The 16,070-nt window shown below is 69.4% G+C and carries 13 protein-coding genes; 6 read left to right on the top strand and 7 right to left on the bottom strand.

Translation table 11 applies throughout. The annotated features are described in order from the left end of the window. On the top strand, positions 1-1,155 hold the full coding sequence (locus ACTWO6_RS19025) for a hypothetical protein (RefSeq protein WP_446215180.1): 1,155 nt from the start codon (positions 1-3) through the stop codon (positions 1,153-1,155). A 175-nt stretch (positions 1,156-1,330) separates the two neighbouring features. On the opposite strand, the gene ACTWO6_RS19030 is transcribed toward ACTWO6_RS19025, so the two are convergent. The 4 genes from ACTWO6_RS19030 to ACTWO6_RS19045 form a co-directional block, all read right to left on the bottom strand. Further along, a complete protein-coding gene (locus ACTWO6_RS19030) occupies positions 1,331-2,071 on the bottom strand; it encodes a DUF998 domain-containing protein (RefSeq protein WP_446215181.1) in 741 nt (246 codons plus the stop codon). 107 nt (positions 2,072-2,178) lie between these two features. Further along, a complete protein-coding gene (locus tag ACTWO6_RS19035; protein WP_446215182.1) occupies positions 2,179-4,293 on the bottom strand; it encodes a xanthine dehydrogenase family protein molybdopterin-binding subunit in 2,115 nt (704 codons plus the stop codon). Beyond that, a complete protein-coding gene (locus tag ACTWO6_RS19040; RefSeq protein WP_446215183.1) occupies positions 4,290-5,279 on the bottom strand; it encodes an FAD binding domain-containing protein in 990 nt (329 codons plus the stop codon). The genes ACTWO6_RS19035 and ACTWO6_RS19040 overlap by 4 nt, the downstream gene beginning before the upstream one ends. After that, positions 5,276-5,815, bottom strand: coding sequence for a (2Fe-2S)-binding protein (locus tag ACTWO6_RS19045; RefSeq protein ID WP_446215184.1), 540 nt, complete (start codon positions 5,813-5,815; stop codon positions 5,276-5,278). The genes ACTWO6_RS19040 and ACTWO6_RS19045 overlap by 4 nt, the downstream gene beginning before the upstream one ends. 256 nt (positions 5,816-6,071) lie before the next feature. Here ACTWO6_RS19045 and ACTWO6_RS19050 point away from each other — a divergent pair, with 256 nt between their 5' ends. From ACTWO6_RS19050 to ACTWO6_RS19060, 3 genes are all read left to right on the top strand, one after another. Next, positions 6,072-6,260 (top strand): hypothetical protein, encoded by a 189-nt coding sequence (locus ACTWO6_RS19050; protein ID WP_446215185.1) that lies wholly within the window; start codon positions 6,072-6,074, stop codon positions 6,258-6,260. A 301-nt stretch (positions 6,261-6,561) separates the two neighbouring features. Beyond that, the gene (locus ACTWO6_RS19055) at positions 6,562-6,843 is read left to right on the top strand and encodes an SHOCT domain-containing protein (protein ID WP_446215186.1); all 282 of its coding nucleotides are present in this window, start codon (positions 6,562-6,564) and stop codon (positions 6,841-6,843) included. Between the two features lie 257 nt (positions 6,844-7,100). Then, positions 7,101-7,844, top strand: a complete 744-nt coding sequence (locus ACTWO6_RS19060; RefSeq protein WP_446215187.1) for a DedA family protein — start codon at positions 7,101-7,103, stop codon at positions 7,842-7,844. A 451-nt stretch (positions 7,845-8,295) separates the two neighbouring features. Here ACTWO6_RS19060 and ACTWO6_RS19065 read toward each other — a convergent pair whose 3' ends face one another. Then, complete coding sequence (locus ACTWO6_RS19065; protein ID WP_446215188.1) at positions 8,296-8,988, bottom strand: response regulator transcription factor; 693 nt, start codon at positions 8,986-8,988, stop codon at positions 8,296-8,298. A 974-nt stretch (positions 8,989-9,962) separates the two neighbouring features. Here ACTWO6_RS19065 and ACTWO6_RS19070 point away from each other — a divergent pair. Next, entirely contained in the window at positions 9,963-12,074 is a 2,112-nt protein-coding gene (locus ACTWO6_RS19070) for a PQQ-dependent sugar dehydrogenase (protein WP_446215189.1), read from the top strand. 19 nt (positions 12,075-12,093) lie between these two features. Further along, positions 12,094-13,041, top strand: a complete 948-nt coding sequence (locus ACTWO6_RS19075) for a sugar phosphate isomerase/epimerase family protein (protein ID WP_446215190.1) — start codon at positions 12,094-12,096, stop codon at positions 13,039-13,041. A 165-nt stretch (positions 13,042-13,206) separates the two neighbouring features. Here the strand turns inward: ACTWO6_RS19075 and ACTWO6_RS19080 are convergent, their stop codons facing one another. Beyond that, positions 13,207-14,697, bottom strand: coding sequence for a CoA-acylating methylmalonate-semialdehyde dehydrogenase (locus ACTWO6_RS19080; RefSeq protein WP_446215191.1), 1,491 nt, complete (start codon positions 14,695-14,697; stop codon positions 13,207-13,209). Continuing rightward, complete coding sequence (locus ACTWO6_RS19085; protein ID WP_446220699.1) at positions 14,694-15,998, bottom strand: aspartate aminotransferase family protein; 1,305 nt, start codon at positions 15,996-15,998, stop codon at positions 14,694-14,696. The genes ACTWO6_RS19080 and ACTWO6_RS19085 overlap by 4 nt, the downstream gene beginning before the upstream one ends. Between the last annotated feature and the right edge of the window lie 72 nt (positions 15,999-16,070).

Consider the following 16,070-nt stretch of genomic DNA (forward strand, 5'->3'; position numbering starts at 1 on the left):
GTGGTTCACGTGGTCAGCACCTGTAAGGCGGTTCGGAATTTTCGCCAGTTCCCCCTGGTAGCCCAGCGATCGGCGGATGCGGCAGCGGAGGAGCGAGAGCAGCGACTCCGGACGATCACCAGAAAGCGCAGCAGCAAAGCCGCGAAGCTGTCGGCCGATGCGAGCCGCCGATTGCGACGCCTGCTAGGAGACGACAACTGGGCTGACCTGAGGGAACTGATGCAGCAGGAGCGGACGACCGTCCGTGACCTGCTTCAGCCGCCCAACGGGTTGACCTCAAGCTACGACAAGCTGAACAATGCCCGGAAGCGGAAGGCCGATGCCTTCCTGCGAAGTCGAGACGTCCAGCGTGAGGCGATCGTCGCGATAGCGACGGACTACCACCAGGCCATTGCCAACGTCTTCACGACCGACGACAACATCAGCCCCGGGTTCCACCTCTCGAACAACCTCGACAAGTGGCTGAGCCTGTCTCCTTTCCACGATCGCGCCCTTCCCTGGGGAGTCTTCGAACCGGACGACAGCCAGGACCCGCACCGGTGGGAGGTCTTCCGGCCGCCGTTCTTCGGGTTCAACTTCGGGTTCGTCCCGGTGCACAACGACAACTTCGTCGTTGATCGCCTTCATACGCTGAACCCGCCCGTCGGAGACGTGGGCATCTCCATCACCATGGACGACGGCGACGCCGGCGACTTCGACTATGCCTCCGGCGACGGCTTCAGCGCGGTGGCGTTCGCCTTCGTGCCGCCGACGACCGGCCTCGTCGAGGTCCTCATCGACGCGCAATGCGTCCAGGCAACACACCGGTTGGACACGACGGACGAATGGGGATGGTCGAACTCCAGCACAGGCCAGCGAAACTTCCTGATGCTCGACGTCCTGCATCCCAACGTGTCCGAGCCCTCGTATGCCGAGATGTCGGCCTTCAACGAGCAGACCGACGACGACGAGAGCTTCCTGCAGGAGAAGTTGACCCGCGGTGCCCACTACTTCGCCCAGTTGTTCAGCGCAGGCCCGGTGCCTGCAGGTCAGTCCGTGATCGTGTGCGTCGGGACGCGCTCGTTCGACCTGAGCGGCACGAACGACGTGTCCATCCACAGCACGTCCGACTTCCGGTGGTTCATCAGCTCGGTCGAGGTCCGCATCTCACCGTGACCCCTCAGATCGGCCGCCGAGCCGGTCTTGCCGTCGATCCTCCGGGGTGCAGGCGTCGTCTGACGCGCTTGGCGTCGGCCCTACCCGATGACCCGGTCACGTCCCGTGGCGAGATCAAGAGCGGTGAGTCTCTGTGAAGTGATCCTGACTCGGCTTCCGAGGGTGTCGAGCCGCTCTAGGGTCCGCCGTCGGCGGCCGGCGAGGCACCCGGGAACGGCTCGCCGCCGGTCCGGCAGAGCCGCGCGGTGAGCAGCAGCACGACCACCTCGCCGAGGCTGACCGCGCGTTCGATCAGCCCCACCGCCGGGCGCAGCGGCGAGGCGACCAGGTACGCGGCCACGAAGGGGAGCAGGGCCAGCAGGCAGCCCGCCGAGGCCACGAGCACGGCGCCGGCGCAGCGCCCCGGATGCCGGACGGCGGTCAGCAGCGCGCCGACCGGCAATCCGCACAGGGCGGCGACCGCGGCCAACCGGTGGATGTCGCCGGCGATGGTGGCCGGCGCGCCGACCGGGTCGCGGGGGAACGCGACCAGCACGGTCAGGCCCAGGCACCACGCGCCGAAGGCGACCCGGGCGGCGAGGGCCCGCAGCCGCCCGGTGCGCCGCGCCGCCGCTCCGGCGAACGGGGATAGCAGCAGTGCGGACCCGGCGGCCAAAGCGAGCACGGCCGCGCCGAAGAGCCACCCGTCGCGGGTCAGCGCGTAGTCGCTCAGGGTGTCCCGCACCGGGTGGACGCGGTGGACGGTCACATGCAGGACGCCGAACAGCAGCATGCTCAACGCGGTCGCGCAGAGGCCAGCCGCGCGGGTGGCACGGGCCGGAAGGTCTGGATCGGCGCCGACGGTCGCGGCGCCTCCGGCGTCGACGACGGCTCCGGCCTCGATCGGGCGCCCGACGGCGGGGCGGACGGTGGTCACGGTTCCGGCTCCTCACCCCGCGGGCCTCGCGGGGTGAGCGACATTCCCGCTCAACGACTCCGCACACCCACCCGACCGGGTGACGTGCCGCGCCGACGGTCAGCCCGTCAGCGCCCCCCGCCGGGGAGGAGCTTGTCCAGGGTGATCGGCAGGTCGCGGATCCGGACCCCGGTGGCGTGGTACACGGCGTTCGCGATCGCCGCCGCCACCCCGACGATGCCGATCTCACCGACGCCCTTGGTGCCCATCGGATTGACGTACGGGTCCTCCTCCTCGATGCAGTGCACCTCGATCGCGCCCACGTCTGCGTTGCTGCTGATGTGGTACTGGGCGAGATCGTGGTTAACCACATGACCGAACCGGAGATCGAGCACGCTCTGCTCGTGCAGCGCCATCGACAGACCCCAGGTCATCCCACCGAGCAGTTGCGAACGGGCAGTCTTCGGGTTGACGATCCGGCCGCACGCGAACACCCCCAGCTGCCGGGGTACCCGTACCTCGCCGGTCTCCTCGTGCACCCGCACCTCGGCGAACTGCGCGCCGAAGCTGTGCATCACGTACTGCTTGAGGTGGAGGTTCTCCGGCATGTCGGCGGTAACCTCCAGGCCATCCGCCGGCACCGTCCCGCCGTGCTCGGCGGCCAACCGCTGGCGCAACTGGTCGGCGGCCGCACAGATCGCCGCGCCCCAGCTGGTGATCCCCGCCGACGCGCCCTCCGGGGCTGCCGGAGGGTACGCGGTGTCCCCAAGCCGCAGGTCGACCTGCTCGACATCGACCTGCAACGCGTCGGCGGTGACCTGGCTCAGCGCGGTCCGGGTGCCGGTGCCGATGTCCGCGGCGGCGATCAGCACGACGTACCGGCCGTCCGCGCCGACCCGGATGGTCGCCTTCGACCCGGGCAGCCGCAGCACCGGGTACGTCGCGGCCGCCACCCCCGTGCCCACCAGCCAGCCCCCCTCACGACGCGTCCGCGGGGTGGGGTCGCGCTGCTCCCAGCCGAACCGGCGGGCACCCTCACGCAGGCAGGCAACCAGGTTCCGGCTGGAGAACGGCAGGCCGAAATGGGGATGCACGTCCGGCTCGTTGCGGATCCGCAGCTCGATCGGGTCCAGGCCGCAGGCGATGGCCAGCTCGTCCATCGCCGACTCGAGCGCGAACATGCCGGACACCTCCCCCGGCGCCCGCATGATCGTCGGCGTCGGTACGTCCAGCTCGGCCACCCACTGCTGGGTACGGCGGTTCGGCGCGGCGTACATGCCCGGGGTGGCTCTCGTGCTCTGCTCGGCGAACTCCTTGATCGTCGACGTCTGCTCGACCGAGTCGTGGTCGATCGCGAGCAGCCGCCCGTCGCTGCCGGCGCCCAGCCGGACCCGCTGAATCGTCGGCGGCCGATAGCCGGTCTGGGAGAACGTCTGCTGCCGGGTGAGCGCGAACCTCACCGGTCGACCTGGGACGAGCCGGGCGGCCATCGCGGCGAGCACCACGTCGGCACGCGGATAGACCTTCGACCCGAACGCGCCGCCGACGTGTGGCGAGATCACCCGTACCCGGTCCGGGTCGAGCCGGAACGCACCAGCCACCGCGGCCTGGATTCCGGTCACCCCCTGCGTCGACAGGTACAGCGTGAATCGATCGTCGGCCCAGCAGGCGATCGTCGTGTGCGGCTCCAGCGCGTTGTGGGTGTACCAGGGGGTGCTGTAGGTCTGGTCCACCCGGACGGCCGCCGTGGCCAGTGCGGCGTCGACGTCGCCCTCGGCGGTCTCCATCGGGAAGATCGGCAGCACCTCCTTCGGCACCCGCAGTTTGTCCCGGTGGGCCCGCACCTCGCCCCGTAGGTCGAGGTTGTGGGGCCGCTCCTCATAGTCCAACCGGACCAGGCCGGCGGCGTGCCGGGCGATCTCCGAGGTCTCCGCAATCACCCCGCCTACGAACTGGCCGCGGAAGGCGACCTCGTCGGATTGCAGGATGCGCAGCTCACCGTCCGTGGCGACCCGAGGAGCGTTCTGATACGTCAGCACGGCCAGCACACCCGGCTGCGCGCTCGCCTGGCTGCAGTCGATCCCGGCTATCCGGCCGGCGGCGATGGTGCTCTGCACCGGGAACAGGTACGCCGGGTGCTCGACGGGCTGCTCGAAGGCGTACCGGGCCAGGCCGCGTACCTTCTCCGCGCCGTCGAACCTGTCCAGCGCCTGGCCCATGGCCCGGGGCGTGATCGTGGTCATCGCGGCCCCTCGGTCAGATCCAGCAGCGTACGTACCATGGCGTTGCAGGCCAACGGGACCTTGAACGCGTTGCCCGGCAACGGCCGGGCGTCGGCGAGTTCGGCCTCGGCGGCCCGGCGGAACCGCTCCTCGCGGGCCGGTCCGCCGCGCAACAGCTCCTCGGCCTTGATCGCCCGCCACGGCTTGTGCGCCACCCCGCCGAGCGCGATCCGTACGTCCCGCACCACGCCATCCGCCACGTCGATCGCGGCGGCCACCGCGACCAGCGCGAACGCGTACGACGCCCGGTCCCGGATCTTGCGGAAGTGCGAGCAGGTGGCGAAGGGCAGCGGCGGAAGGTCGATCGCGGTGATCAACTCACCGTGCTTGAGCACGGTGTCCCGCTGCGGTTCCGGCCCGGGCAGCCGGTGCAGCTCCGTCATCCGGATGACCCGTTCCCCGTCCGGCCCCTCGGTGCGGACCACCGCGTCCAGCGCGGCCAGCGCGACGGCCAGGTCCGACGGGTGGGTCGCGATGCACTCCCGTGAGGTGCCGAGGATTGCGAGGTCGCGGTGATGCCCCTCGATGGCGGAGCAGCCGCTCCCGGGTTCGCGTTTGTTGCACGGGGTAGTGACGTTCTGGAAGTACGGGCAGCGGGTGCGCTGCAACAGGTTCCCGGCGGTGGTGGCGAGATTGCGCAGTTGGCCGGAGGCGCCGGACAACAGGGCCTGGGAGAGCATCGGGTAGCGTCGCCGAATCAGCGGGTCGGCGGCGAATTCGCTGTTGGGAGTACCAGCGCCGACCCGTACGCCGCCATCGGGCAGCTCCTCGATCCGGTCGGAGGTCAGCTGCCGTACGTCGACCAGCAGGTCCGGCCGGGCCACGTCGAGCTTCATGAGGTCCACCAGGTTGGTCCCTCCGCCGAGGAACGCCCCGTCCGGCGCCTCGGCGAGCAGCGCAACAGCGCCGGACATGGTGCTGGGGCGCTCGTAGCGGAATGTCCTCATCGCCGGGCCGCGTCCTGGATCGCCGGCACGATGTTGGCGTACGCGGCGCAGCGGCACAGGTTGCCGCTCATCCGCTCGCGGATCTCGTCGTCGTCCAACATCGCCGTGGTGGGGCCGTCACCCACGCCACTGTCCCCGCCGGCAGGCTGACCCACGGTCACCGCGCTCGGCCAGCCGGCCTCGACCTCGCCCAGCATGCCGACCGCCGAGACAATTTGACCCGGCGTGCAGTAGCCGCACTGGAAGGCGTCGTGGCGGATGAAGGCGCGCTGCATCGGATGCAGCTCACCGTCCGGCACCAGCCCGGCGGCCGTGACAATCTCGGCGCCATCGTGTGCTACGGCGAGCACGAGGCAGCTGTTGACCCGCCGGCCGTCGAGCAGCACCGTGCACGCACCGCACTGCCCGTGGTCGCACCCCTTCTTGGCACTGGTGTTACCCAGCCGCTCGCGAAGGGCGTCGAGCAGCGTGGTGCGGACGTCGACGGTCAGTCGGTGCGGGGTTCCGTCAACCCGGATGTTGACTTCGACTTCCATCCTCGCCGACCCCCGGCACCGTCCGGCAAACCCAACGGGTCTGAGAGTAGCCAATACAGCCCGATACGCTCTAGAAACAAGCAGATTGCCTGATGCGCCCGATCCGGTGGAGCGCTGGGCGGACGAGGACGCCGCCCGGGCGGTGGCCGACTGACGGCTGGCCGGCCGCGCGCTGGCGCCTTCCGCCCTGCTCACCGGCACGGCGTCGACCCCCGCGGCCACCCTCTCCGGCGCGGACCGGGGCGTACCGGGACGGGTGGCCGCGCTGCTCGGTGCGGCTCCCCGGCGCCGGCTGCTGCCCGCGCTCGTGCTGTCCGCGTTACTGCTGGTCGGCACGGCGGCCGCCGGACTGGTGGAGCGGCGCACCGACGCCGTGCTCGACCACGCCCACCTGATGGTCGCGGCCGTCCCGGCGGTACCGCCGACCACCCTCCGGACATCGTGAAGGGGAGCAGCCCGGTTGTAAGCAATCACCGCCTACTGTCCTGGCACCGCCCGCGGGTCGGACCCGGACCGCAGCGTCCCCCGCACCCCGCACCTGACGTTGCTGGATGTGGGGTTTCCGAGCGAAAGGCCGTTGCCGTGCAGCTCCCAGGTGGTGTCCGCGGTAGCGCGATGTGGGAGCCATGTACGTTCTGCGGCGTACTTCCGGTGTCGTTGCGTGACCGACGACGGCAGCATTGCCGGCGGGAGATGCTCGGGGCGTACGGCAAGCAGGAGCGAGCCCGACGCCGAGGGAGATTGTCATGTTGGCGGAAGTAATGCGCTACGGGGTGTACGCACACCCGGGCCCGGGGTGGACCGATGGGCACGGCCCTTGGGACGGCGGGCCGGGCTGGTGGCTGATCTTCCCTGTCCTGTTCTGGCTGGTCGTGCTGTCGTCCATCGGTTACCTGATCTACCGCAGGTCGCCGGTGCAGTCAGCGCGGAGCGCAGCAGAGCGCATCCTCGCCGAACTTTACGCTCGCGGTGAGATCAGCGAGGAGGAGCTGAAGCAGCGCCGAGCCGTCCTGCGGCGCAAGTCATGAGGACCGCCACGGCATGGCCGGGGGGCAGCTGAGATCATTGGCGCCCGCCAGCGACCGGGGCCTGCCGGTGCCGGAGCCAACCCTGTCGAGCCGAGATCCGGCGGTCGCCGGATCTCGGCCATCACGGCCGTGCCGAAACTGACCTGATGGTCAGGATTCGGGCGGCGTCGACGCCATGAGGAACTGGCCGCCCAGTAGCCACCGCGACGTCAGGCCGATGTCCGGCGACAGATGCCTTGTCGGCGGAACCTGACTAGGTGTTCGACACGGTCGACGCGACGTTGGCCATGGTCGCGGGAAGTCCCTGGGTGCTGCTCGTCGTGGCGCTTGTGGCAGCGGTAGATGCACTCGTCCCACTGGCACCGAGCGAGAGCACGGTGATCGCGGTCGCCGTGGCGTCAGCTGCCACCGGGCGCCCACCGCTTGTCGTCGTCGTGGTCGCGGCGGCGCTCGGTGCGTACGGTGGTGACCGGCTGGCGTACGGCGTGGGCCGCCGGTTAGGCCCGGCGATGACCGCCCGGCTGCGGCGGCGTCCGAGAACTCGCGCCATGGCCGAGCTGGCACATCGCGTTATCCACCGGCGCGGTCGCACGCTGATCGTCTTCGGCCGCTACCTGCCGGGTGGCCGCTCGGCGACCGCGGTCACTGCCGGCCTGGTCGGCTACCCGTTGGGCCGGTTCCAGCGGTTCACCGCGCTGGCGGTCACCGTCTGGGCTGTCTGGGCGGCGCTGCTCGGCTACGGCAGCGGCGCGCTCTTCGACAGCCACCCCACCCTGGGACTCGCCCTCGCCTACACCGTCGCGGCCACGTTGGCCGTCGTCGTCGGGCTGGCCCGCCGCCTGCCTGCCTTTAGATCTGCGAGCACCACCCGGCCGGCGGGTGCACCACAGCCGGTGAAAGCGACACCGGCGGGGGCCCCAGGAGTCCAGGACGGCAGCCTTGAAGCCGGTCGCCAACCAGGTCGACGAACCGGTCGAGCAGCAAGCCGAGGCCGCAGGTGACCAGCCAGGGTAGCGGTTCGTCCCCGCCGGCTGTCGGAGCGAACCGGTCGCCAGACTCACCAGGACCGCATCCACCCCGACGGCGCGCAGGGCGGCCAACGCCACGACGTCTCGCCCAGATCGCCGACGAGCCGGCTCTCCCGTCGCCCGCAGTGCACCCGACGTTTACCGGTCAACGCGGGCATCCCCGACGCGGCGAACCGTTCACCTGTGGCGGCGAGCATCCCTTCGGTGCCAGTCGGCGTGCTCGGGTGCGCTGGATCGGGCTTCGGGGCAGTCAGTGTGGGAATCCGGGAGCCGTCCAAGCCGAGGACCGAGAGCTTGGCTGCCCTACGCCTGGTCCCTCCTGCCGATACTGTTCGCCGTCATCCGGTCTAGTCCGCCATCTTGGCTACTCGCCTGGCTACTCAGGCGGCGCGTCAGATCAGCGGCCTAAGGGACAGCGCGGATTCTAGGGGCTGACCAGCCCTGTCTGATAGGCGATGACGACCAGTTGCGCGCGGTCGCGCGCACCCAGTTTCCCCATTGCGTGGCTGACGTGGGTGCGGGCGGTCGCCGGGCTGAGGAACAGCTCGGCGCCGATCTCGTCGTTGCTCAGGCCCTGTCCCACCAGGGCTAGCACTTCCCGCTCGCGCTGCGTCAGCACAGCCAGTCGGTTCTCCCCTGCCTGGGTGGCGATCCGTTCGGCGGTGAACTGAGCGATGAGGCGCCGGGTGATCCGCGGCGCGAGCAACGCGTCTCCGGCGGCGACGACTCGGATGGCGTGAAGGAGCTCGGCCGGTCCGGCGTCTTTGAGCAGGAAGCCGCTGGCGCCGGCCTGCAGTCCAGCGAAGACGTACGCATCGGTGTCGTAGGTGGTGAGGATCAGGACTCGGACCTGTTGAAGTCCGGACGTCTTGGCGATCTGGCGGGTGGCCTGGATCCCGTCCACCTTCGGCATGCGGATGTCCATGAGCACGACGTCGGGCCGGGTGGCACGGGCTCGTTCCACGGCCTCGGCACCGTTGGTAGCTTCCCCCACCACCGTGATGTCGTCTTCGAGGTCGAGCAGAACCTTGAAGCCGGATCGCACAAGACGCTCGTCGTCGGCGAGCAGAACCTTGATCGGAGCGCTGCCAGGCGACGACGCGGCTGCTGCGGTCATAGCTGCGCCGTTCCGGTCGGCGCCAGGGGCAGTCGTGCCCTGACTTCGAACCCGCCGCCCGGCAGTGCGCCGGCCACCAGTTCTCCGCCCAGTAGCTGACAGCGCTCGCGGTAGGCATGAGTTGGCGCAGTTCCGGCTGGTTCAGGTCGCCGGCTTGATGGATCTTGATGTGCCGGTGCACCTTGCCGACGCCCTCCATCAGGCCGCCTGCGCCATCATCTGCTGGCGCAGACTCCACCAACACCGGAAGAGATAGGAGCTCCTCCATACGAGGGATCGCGGTGCGGTATTGAGCTGCGGCCGCGCATCGACGACGTCGGGCCCGACGAGAGCGGCGATTCGGCCGGCCGGCAGGTGCAGCGGTCAATCCTGCAACGGGCACGCACTTCCAAACCGTTGCCCAGACCACGGCTGATCGACCGGGCCGACGACCTGCGGTGGCAGGGCCGTGGCCTGCGACCTGTGCCAGCAGGTCTCGGAGCGGGTCGGGGCGTTGTACCAGGATGGACAGCAACTTTTCGTCAATCTGAAGGAAAGTCAGTTCTCGTCCGGTAAAAGCTATAGACATATCGACATTAGTTTTGTTAGCGTCGCCCGGGTGAGGATGTGTTTCGTCGAGGTAAACCGACACGCGGTTAGCCCCTCGACGGTGGCCTCGGACGGCCCACCCGTCTGGAGGTCACGGCCTGGCGAGACATCGGCGCGCACAACGACTGCTGGCAGCCGGTCAACACCTGACTCAACATCCACCCCCCACCTCCCAGATCCTTCGCCCGTCGCGCGCAGCTGCGACGCCAACGGCAACCTGCGTAGCTGACCGCGCACCGCGCAGACCGCGCTGCTCGGCGCCGCGGTCGACGCGTCCCACCCGACGGGCGACTCAGCAGTGCCCGAACAACCGAACCGCCACAGAGGAGGAGAAAGCCGTACGTCCCCGACCTGCCCCGATCAGTCCTCAGTGAAAGGAGAGGCAGATGAAGAGACGTCTCGCGCTCGCCGTAGCGGGCCTGACGACCACCGCCCTTGTCGCCACGCCAACCGTCTCGATGGCCGAGCCAGGCGCGACAAGCGCCCCGCCGGAGACGAACTTCCAGAAGGTGACCCTCAACGACCACCCGGGCGAGCCGATGGACCTGGCGGTGCTGCCCGACAGCCGGGTGCTGCACGTGACCCGCCCGGGTGAGGTCTGGCTGCACGACCCCTCTACGGGCCGCAACACCGTCGCCGCGACGTTGGACGTCTACCGGCACGACGAAGAGGGCCTGCAGAACGTCGCGATCGATCCCAACTTCGGCAAGGCCGGTAACAACTGGGTCTATCTGTACTACTCGCCGCCGATGAACACCCCGGTCGACGACCCGTCGACCCCGAACGTCAACGAGGGCGACGCGCCGGGCTGGGGCACCGCGGAGGACTTCGCGAAGTTCAAGGGGGCGATCCGGCTCTCCCGGTTCCGGCTGGTCAAGGACAAGCTGGACCTGTCCACGGAGCAGCAGATCATCGACGTACCGGTCGACCGGGGTATCTGCTGCCACGTCGGTGGGGACATCGTCTTCGACGCCAAGGGCAACCTGTACCTGTCCACCGGTGACGACACCAACCCGTTCGAGTCCGGCGGCTACGCCCCCATCGACGAGCGCTCCGGCCGCAACCCGGCGTACGACGCGCAGCGCACCGCGGCCAACACGAACGACCTGCGCGGCAAGATCCTGCGCATCAAGGTCGGCGCCAATGGCGGGTACACCATCCCGGACGGGAACCTCTTCCCGGAGGGCACGGCCCGCACCCGGCCCGAGATCTACCTGATGGGCCTGCGCAACCCGTTCCGCATCGAGCTGAACCGTCAGACCGACGAGCTGTATGTCGCCGACTACTCGCCCGACGCGGGCGAGGCCGATCCGCTGCGCGGGCCGGCCGGGCAAGGCAAGTGGGCGGCCGTCCGCAAGGCCGGCAACTACGGATGGCCCTACTGCGCCACCGCACAGCTGCCGTACGTGGACTACGACTTCGCCACCGGCCAGTCCGGGGCGTCGTTCAACTGCGCCGCGCCGGTCAACGAGTCGCCGCACAACACTGGGCTGCGGGAGCTTCCCCCGGTGGCGCAGCCGGACGTGTGGTACGGCTACGGCCCCTCGGCGCAGTTCCCGGAGCTGGGGACCGGCGGCATCGGACCGATGGCCGGGCCGGCGTACCGGTTCGTCTCTCCCACGACGCGGGGACGCGCCCCGGTGGCGTGGCCCGCGTACTACGACGGCATGCCGCTGTTCCACGAGTGGACCCGGGACTACGTGAAGGGCTTCCGGCTGAACTCCAGCGGCGGCCTGAGCGGGATCGAGCCGGTGCTCCCCTCGTTCACCTTCGACAACCCGATGGACCTGGAGTTCGGCCCGGACGGCGCGCTCTACGTGCTCGAGTACGGCGACGGCTTCTTCAGCGAGAACCCGGACGCGCAGCTGGCCCGGATCGACTACACCGGCTGGAAGGGCAACCACGTCCCGGTGCCCCAGGTCTCGGCCACGCCCACCAACGGGCTCGCGCCGCTGACCGTGACGTTCGAAAGCGTTGGCACCACGGACTACGACGGTGACCGGCTGTCGTACGCGTGGGACTTCGACAATGACGGCAAGGTCGACTCGCGCGCGGCGAACCCGACGTTCACGTACCAGGATAACGGCCTCTTCAACGCCACCCTCAAGGTGAGCGACCCAGGAGGACTGTCGGCCGCCGCATCGGTCCGGGTCGTGGTCGGCAACGCCCAGCCCGTGGTGGAGCTGGTCAAGCCGGTCGCGGGCCAGCCCTTCAAGTTCGGCGACACCGTCCAGTTCGAGGTACGGGTGACCGACGACCAGCCGGTGGACTGCGCGCAGGTCAGCGTCACGTACGTCCTCGGCCACGACCAGCACGGTCACCCGCAGACCACCGCCAACGGCTGCACCGGCACGATCCAGACCACCGTGCCATCCGGTCACGACCCGGCGAACGACAACCTGACCGCCGTGCTCGTCGCGTCCTACACCGACCCGGGTGGGGACGGCCTGCCGTCCCTGACCGGAACGGACCAGGTCGTCCTGGTCCCCACCGCGTAGAACCACAGAAGGAGTCATCATGTGTTACGGATTCGACGGAGAAGCCGCCCTGCGGCGGTCCGTCATCGACCGACGGAGCCTGCTGCGCGGTTCACTGGCGGCGGTCGCCGGTGTCGGCCTCGCGGCGTCGGGGATCGGCGCAACGGCCGCGTCGGCCACCACCCGCACCACCGGGCGCCAGCAGGTACCCCCGGGCCTGATCAGCATTCAGCTGTGGACGGTACGCGACGCGCTGTGGGGCTCGCCGGGGTACGACGCGACCCTCACCCACCTGGCCCAGATCGGCTACCCGAAGGTGGAGCTGGCGCTCGGCTACTTCGGGCGTACCGCTGCCCAGCTGCGCCAGTTCCTGGACAGCATCGGCATCAAGGCCAGCTCCAGCCACGACGGGATCAGCGGTGACGCCGCCGGGCTGGAGGAGAAGATCCAGAACGCGGTCACCCTGGGCCAGTCGTTCATGGTGGTCCCGTATCTGAACTCCGACCGCGAGGACGACTGGAAGCGCTGGGCGGAACAGATGAACGTCGAGGCCGCGGCGGCGGCCGCTGCCGGCCTGCGCTACGGCTACCACAACCACGCCCACGAGTTCACCATCGACCTCGGCGGTGGCAGGCGCCCCTGGGACGTGCTGACCGAGGAGCTCGATCCCCAGCTCGTACACCTGGAGGTCGATCTCTACTGGGCCGTCACCGGCGGCATCAACTCAGGCGATGGAGTGGCCGACCCCGAGGGCTTCGCGCTGGACGTCATCCGCTCCGCGCCGCAGCGGGTCCTGCAGTACCACGTCAAGGACCGGCACGCGTCCGACGGCGACATGGCCGACCTCGGCACCGGGATGATCGATTTTGCCCGGATCTTCCAGGAGCACTCGGTGCTCGAGTACATCGTCGAGAACGACACCCCCGATGTGACACCGCAGCAGACGGCCGAGGTCGGCTACCGCTACCTGCGCAAGCTGCGGTTCTGACGAACCTCGGCAGGCCCGTTCCCTCGTAGCAGGGAGCAGTGCTCCCTGCTACGTACGACCTCGGGCCCGAGTCGGAGCGGGCGGCCGAGCACTGGCTGTACGACCTCGTACACCTGCTCGGCCGCCCGGCCGCTGGGCATACCCGAGAAGTTCCGCTTCCGGTCCTCAGGTGTTCTGTGGGAAGCCGAGGTTCACTCCACCGTGGGACGGGTCGAGCCACCGACTGGTGACCACCTTGGATCTGACAAAGAAGTTCACCCCCTCCGGCCCGTACGCGTGAGCGTCACCGAACAGTGAGTCCTTCCAGCCCCCGAAGGAGTAGTACGACACCGGGACCGGGACCGCGACGTTCACCCCGACCATGCCAATCTCGACCTCATTCTGGTACCGGCGGGCTGCGCCGCCGTCGTTGGTGAAGATTGCGGTGCCGTTGCCGTACCGGTTGGCGTTGACCAGCTCGACGGCGGCGTCGTAGCTGGGCACCCGCAGCACCGAGAGCACCGGCCCGAAGATCTCGTCGGTGTAGATGGACATGTCGGTGTCGACGTGGTCGAAGAGGGTCGGTCCGAGCCAGAAGCCGGCTTGCTCACCGTCGATCGGGTGGCTCCGCCCGTCGACCACCAGCCGCGCCCCCGCGGACCGGCCAGCGTCCAGGTATGACATCACCCGGTCGCGGTGGGCACCGGTGACCAGCGGCCCCATCTCGCAGCCCGGGCGGCGGCCGTCGCCGACATGAAGTGCGGCGATCCGCTCGCCGATCTTGCCGACCAGCTCGTCACCGACCGGGTCGACGGCCACAACGGCGGAGATGGCCATGCAGCGCTCGCCGGCCGAGCCGAAGCCGGCCGAGACGGCGGCGTCGGCGGCGAGGTCGAGGTCGGCGTCGGGCAGTACGACCATGTGGTTCTTCGCGCCGCCGAGCGCCTGCACCCGCTTTCCGTGGTGGGTGCCCTTCTGGTAGACGTAGCGCGCGACCGGGGTGGAGCCCACGAACGAAATGGCCTTGACGCTGGGATGCTCGAGAATCCGGTCGACCGCTTCCTTGTCGCCGTGCACGACGTTGAGGACGCCGTCCGGCAGCCCGGCCTCCGCGAACAGCTCCGCCAGGAAGTTCGACGCGGACGGGTCCTTCTCGCTCGGCTTGAGCACCACCGTGTTGCCGCACGCGATCGCGTTCGGCACGAACCACAGCGGCACCATGGCCGGGAAGTTGAAGGGGGAGATCACCCCGACCACGCCGAGCGGCTGGCGGATGGCGTACACGTCCACCTGGGTCGAGGCGTTCTCGCTGAACCCGCCCTTGAGCAGTTGCGGGATGCCGCAGGCGAATTCGACGTTCTCCAGCGCACGCTGGATCTCCCCAGCCGCGTCGGAGAGCACCTTGCCGTGCTCGGCGGTGATGATTTCGGCGAGGTCGGACCGGCGGGCGTTGAGCAGTTCCCGGAAGGAGAACATCACGCTCGTGCGCCGAGCGAGGGATGCGGTGCGCCATCGGGAGAAGGCCTCGCGGGCGGCGGTGACCGCCTCGTCGACGACCGCGGCGGTGGCGAGATCGACCTGTCCGGCGACCTGGCCGGTGGCGGGATCATAGATGTCACCGGTGCGCTCGGCGACACCGTTCCATGGCTTGCCGCCGATCCAATGGGTTGTCCTCATCGCTGGTGCACCTCCTTGGCCACGGCCTCGATCGACTGGGTGAGGATCTCGAGCGCCTCCTCCGCCTCGGCCTGGGTCAGGGTCATCGGCGGCGCCAGGCGGATGACGTTGCCGTACAGGCCGCCCTTGCCGACGAGCAACCCTCGTTCACGCGTTTCCTCGAGCAGGGCGGCCGCGGCCGCCGGGTTGGGTGCGCCGTCGGGTCCGACGAACTCCAGCGCGATCATCAGGCCCTTGCCGCGTACGTCGCCGACCACGGGATGCGCCGCGGCGACGGCGCGCAGGCCGTCGAGCAGGCGGCTGCCCAGCTTCGCGGCGTTGGCCTGGAGGTCGTGCTCCAACAGATAGTTCAGCGAGGCGAGAGCGCCGGCGGTGACGAGCGGGTTGCCACCGAAGGTGGAGATGGAGTTGGCCCGCAGGCAGTCCATGAGGTCAGGACGGGCGACGACGCCGCCGATCGCGAGGCCGTTGCCCAGGCCCTTGGCGAAGGTGATCGCATCGGGCACGACGTCGTGCGCCTGGATTCCCCAGAAGTGCTCGCCGGTGCGGCCCCAGCCCGTCTGCACCTCGTCGGAGACGAGGAGGATGCCGTACTCGTCGAGCACCTTCTTGAACTCGCCGAACAACCCGTCGGGTGGGGTGGCGAAGCCACCGACCCCCTGGATCGGCTCAACGATCATGCACGCGACGTCGCCCGCCGTCGTCGTTTCGATGATCTCGCGCAGGTCGGCGACGCAGGCCTTGGTGTAGTCCGCGTCGGACAGATCCCGGAACGGGCTGCGGTAGCGGTTGCCGCCGTGCACCCAGCTCACCTTGATCGGGCTGAGGGCGCTGGCCGACCACCCGCGGATGCCGGTGATCGCGACGGTGGCGAATGCGCGACCGTGGTACGAGTTGCGTAGTGCGAGCACCTGCTCGCTGCGCCGGTGCTGGGTGGCGAGCATCAGCGCCGTCTCGTTCGCCTCGGTGCCCGAGTTGGTGAAGAACACCTTGGCGTCCGGGATGGCGGACAGTTTCGCGATCTTCTCCGCGAGCTCGACCTGCGACTTGATCAGGTACAGCGTGGAGGAGTGCAGCACGCCGGTGTCGACCTGCGACCGGATCGCGTCGCTGATATCGGCCACGTCGTAGCCGATCGCGTTGGTGAGAATGCCGGCGAAGAAGTCGAGGTAGGTCCGTCCCTCGCGATCGGTCACCCGGCGGCCCTGCGCGCTGGCGATCTCGATCGGCTGCTCGTAGTACAGCGCCAGCCATTTCGGCATCACGGACCGGTGTCTGGCCAGCAGCTCGCGGTGCGCCATCGCGCCCTCCCTATCTCGTCCGTACGGCGAGTGTGGCGGCAATCGTTGTCCAACCGCTATGCACAACCTGTG

The sequence above is a fragment of the Micromonospora sp. IBHARD004 genome, from assembly GCF_052814115.1.

What these genes read in the sequence shown, in the direction of transcription:
- ACTWO6_RS19035 (WP_446215182.1), bottom strand. Translation starts at nt 4,293, where the DNA reads ATGACCACGATCACGCCCCGGGCCATGGGCCAGGCGCTGGACAGGTTC.
- ACTWO6_RS19080 (WP_446215191.1), bottom strand. Translation starts at nt 14,697, where the DNA reads ATGAGGACAACCCATTGGATCGGCGGCAAGCCATGGAACGGTGTCGCC.
- ACTWO6_RS19065 (WP_446215188.1), bottom strand. Translation starts at nt 8,988, where the DNA reads ATGACCGCAGCAGCCGCGTCGTCGCCTGGCAGCGCTCCGATCAAGGTT.
- ACTWO6_RS19075 (WP_446215190.1), top strand. Translation starts at nt 12,094, where the DNA reads ATGTGTTACGGATTCGACGGAGAAGCCGCCCTGCGGCGGTCCGTCATC.
- ACTWO6_RS19055 (WP_446215186.1), top strand. Translation starts at nt 6,562, where the DNA reads ATGTTGGCGGAAGTAATGCGCTACGGGGTGTACGCACACCCGGGCCCG.
- ACTWO6_RS19070 (WP_446215189.1), top strand. Translation starts at nt 9,963, where the DNA reads ATGAAGAGACGTCTCGCGCTCGCCGTAGCGGGCCTGACGACCACCGCC.
- ACTWO6_RS19040 (WP_446215183.1), bottom strand. Translation starts at nt 5,279, where the DNA reads ATGAGGACATTCCGCTACGAGCGCCCCAGCACCATGTCCGGCGCTGTT.
- ACTWO6_RS19045 (WP_446215184.1), bottom strand. Translation starts at nt 5,815, where the DNA reads ATGGAAGTCGAAGTCAACATCCGGGTTGACGGAACCCCGCACCGACTG.
- ACTWO6_RS19085 (WP_446220699.1), bottom strand. Translation starts at nt 15,998, where the DNA reads ATGGCGCACCGCGAGCTGCTGGCCAGACACCGGTCCGTGATGCCGAAA.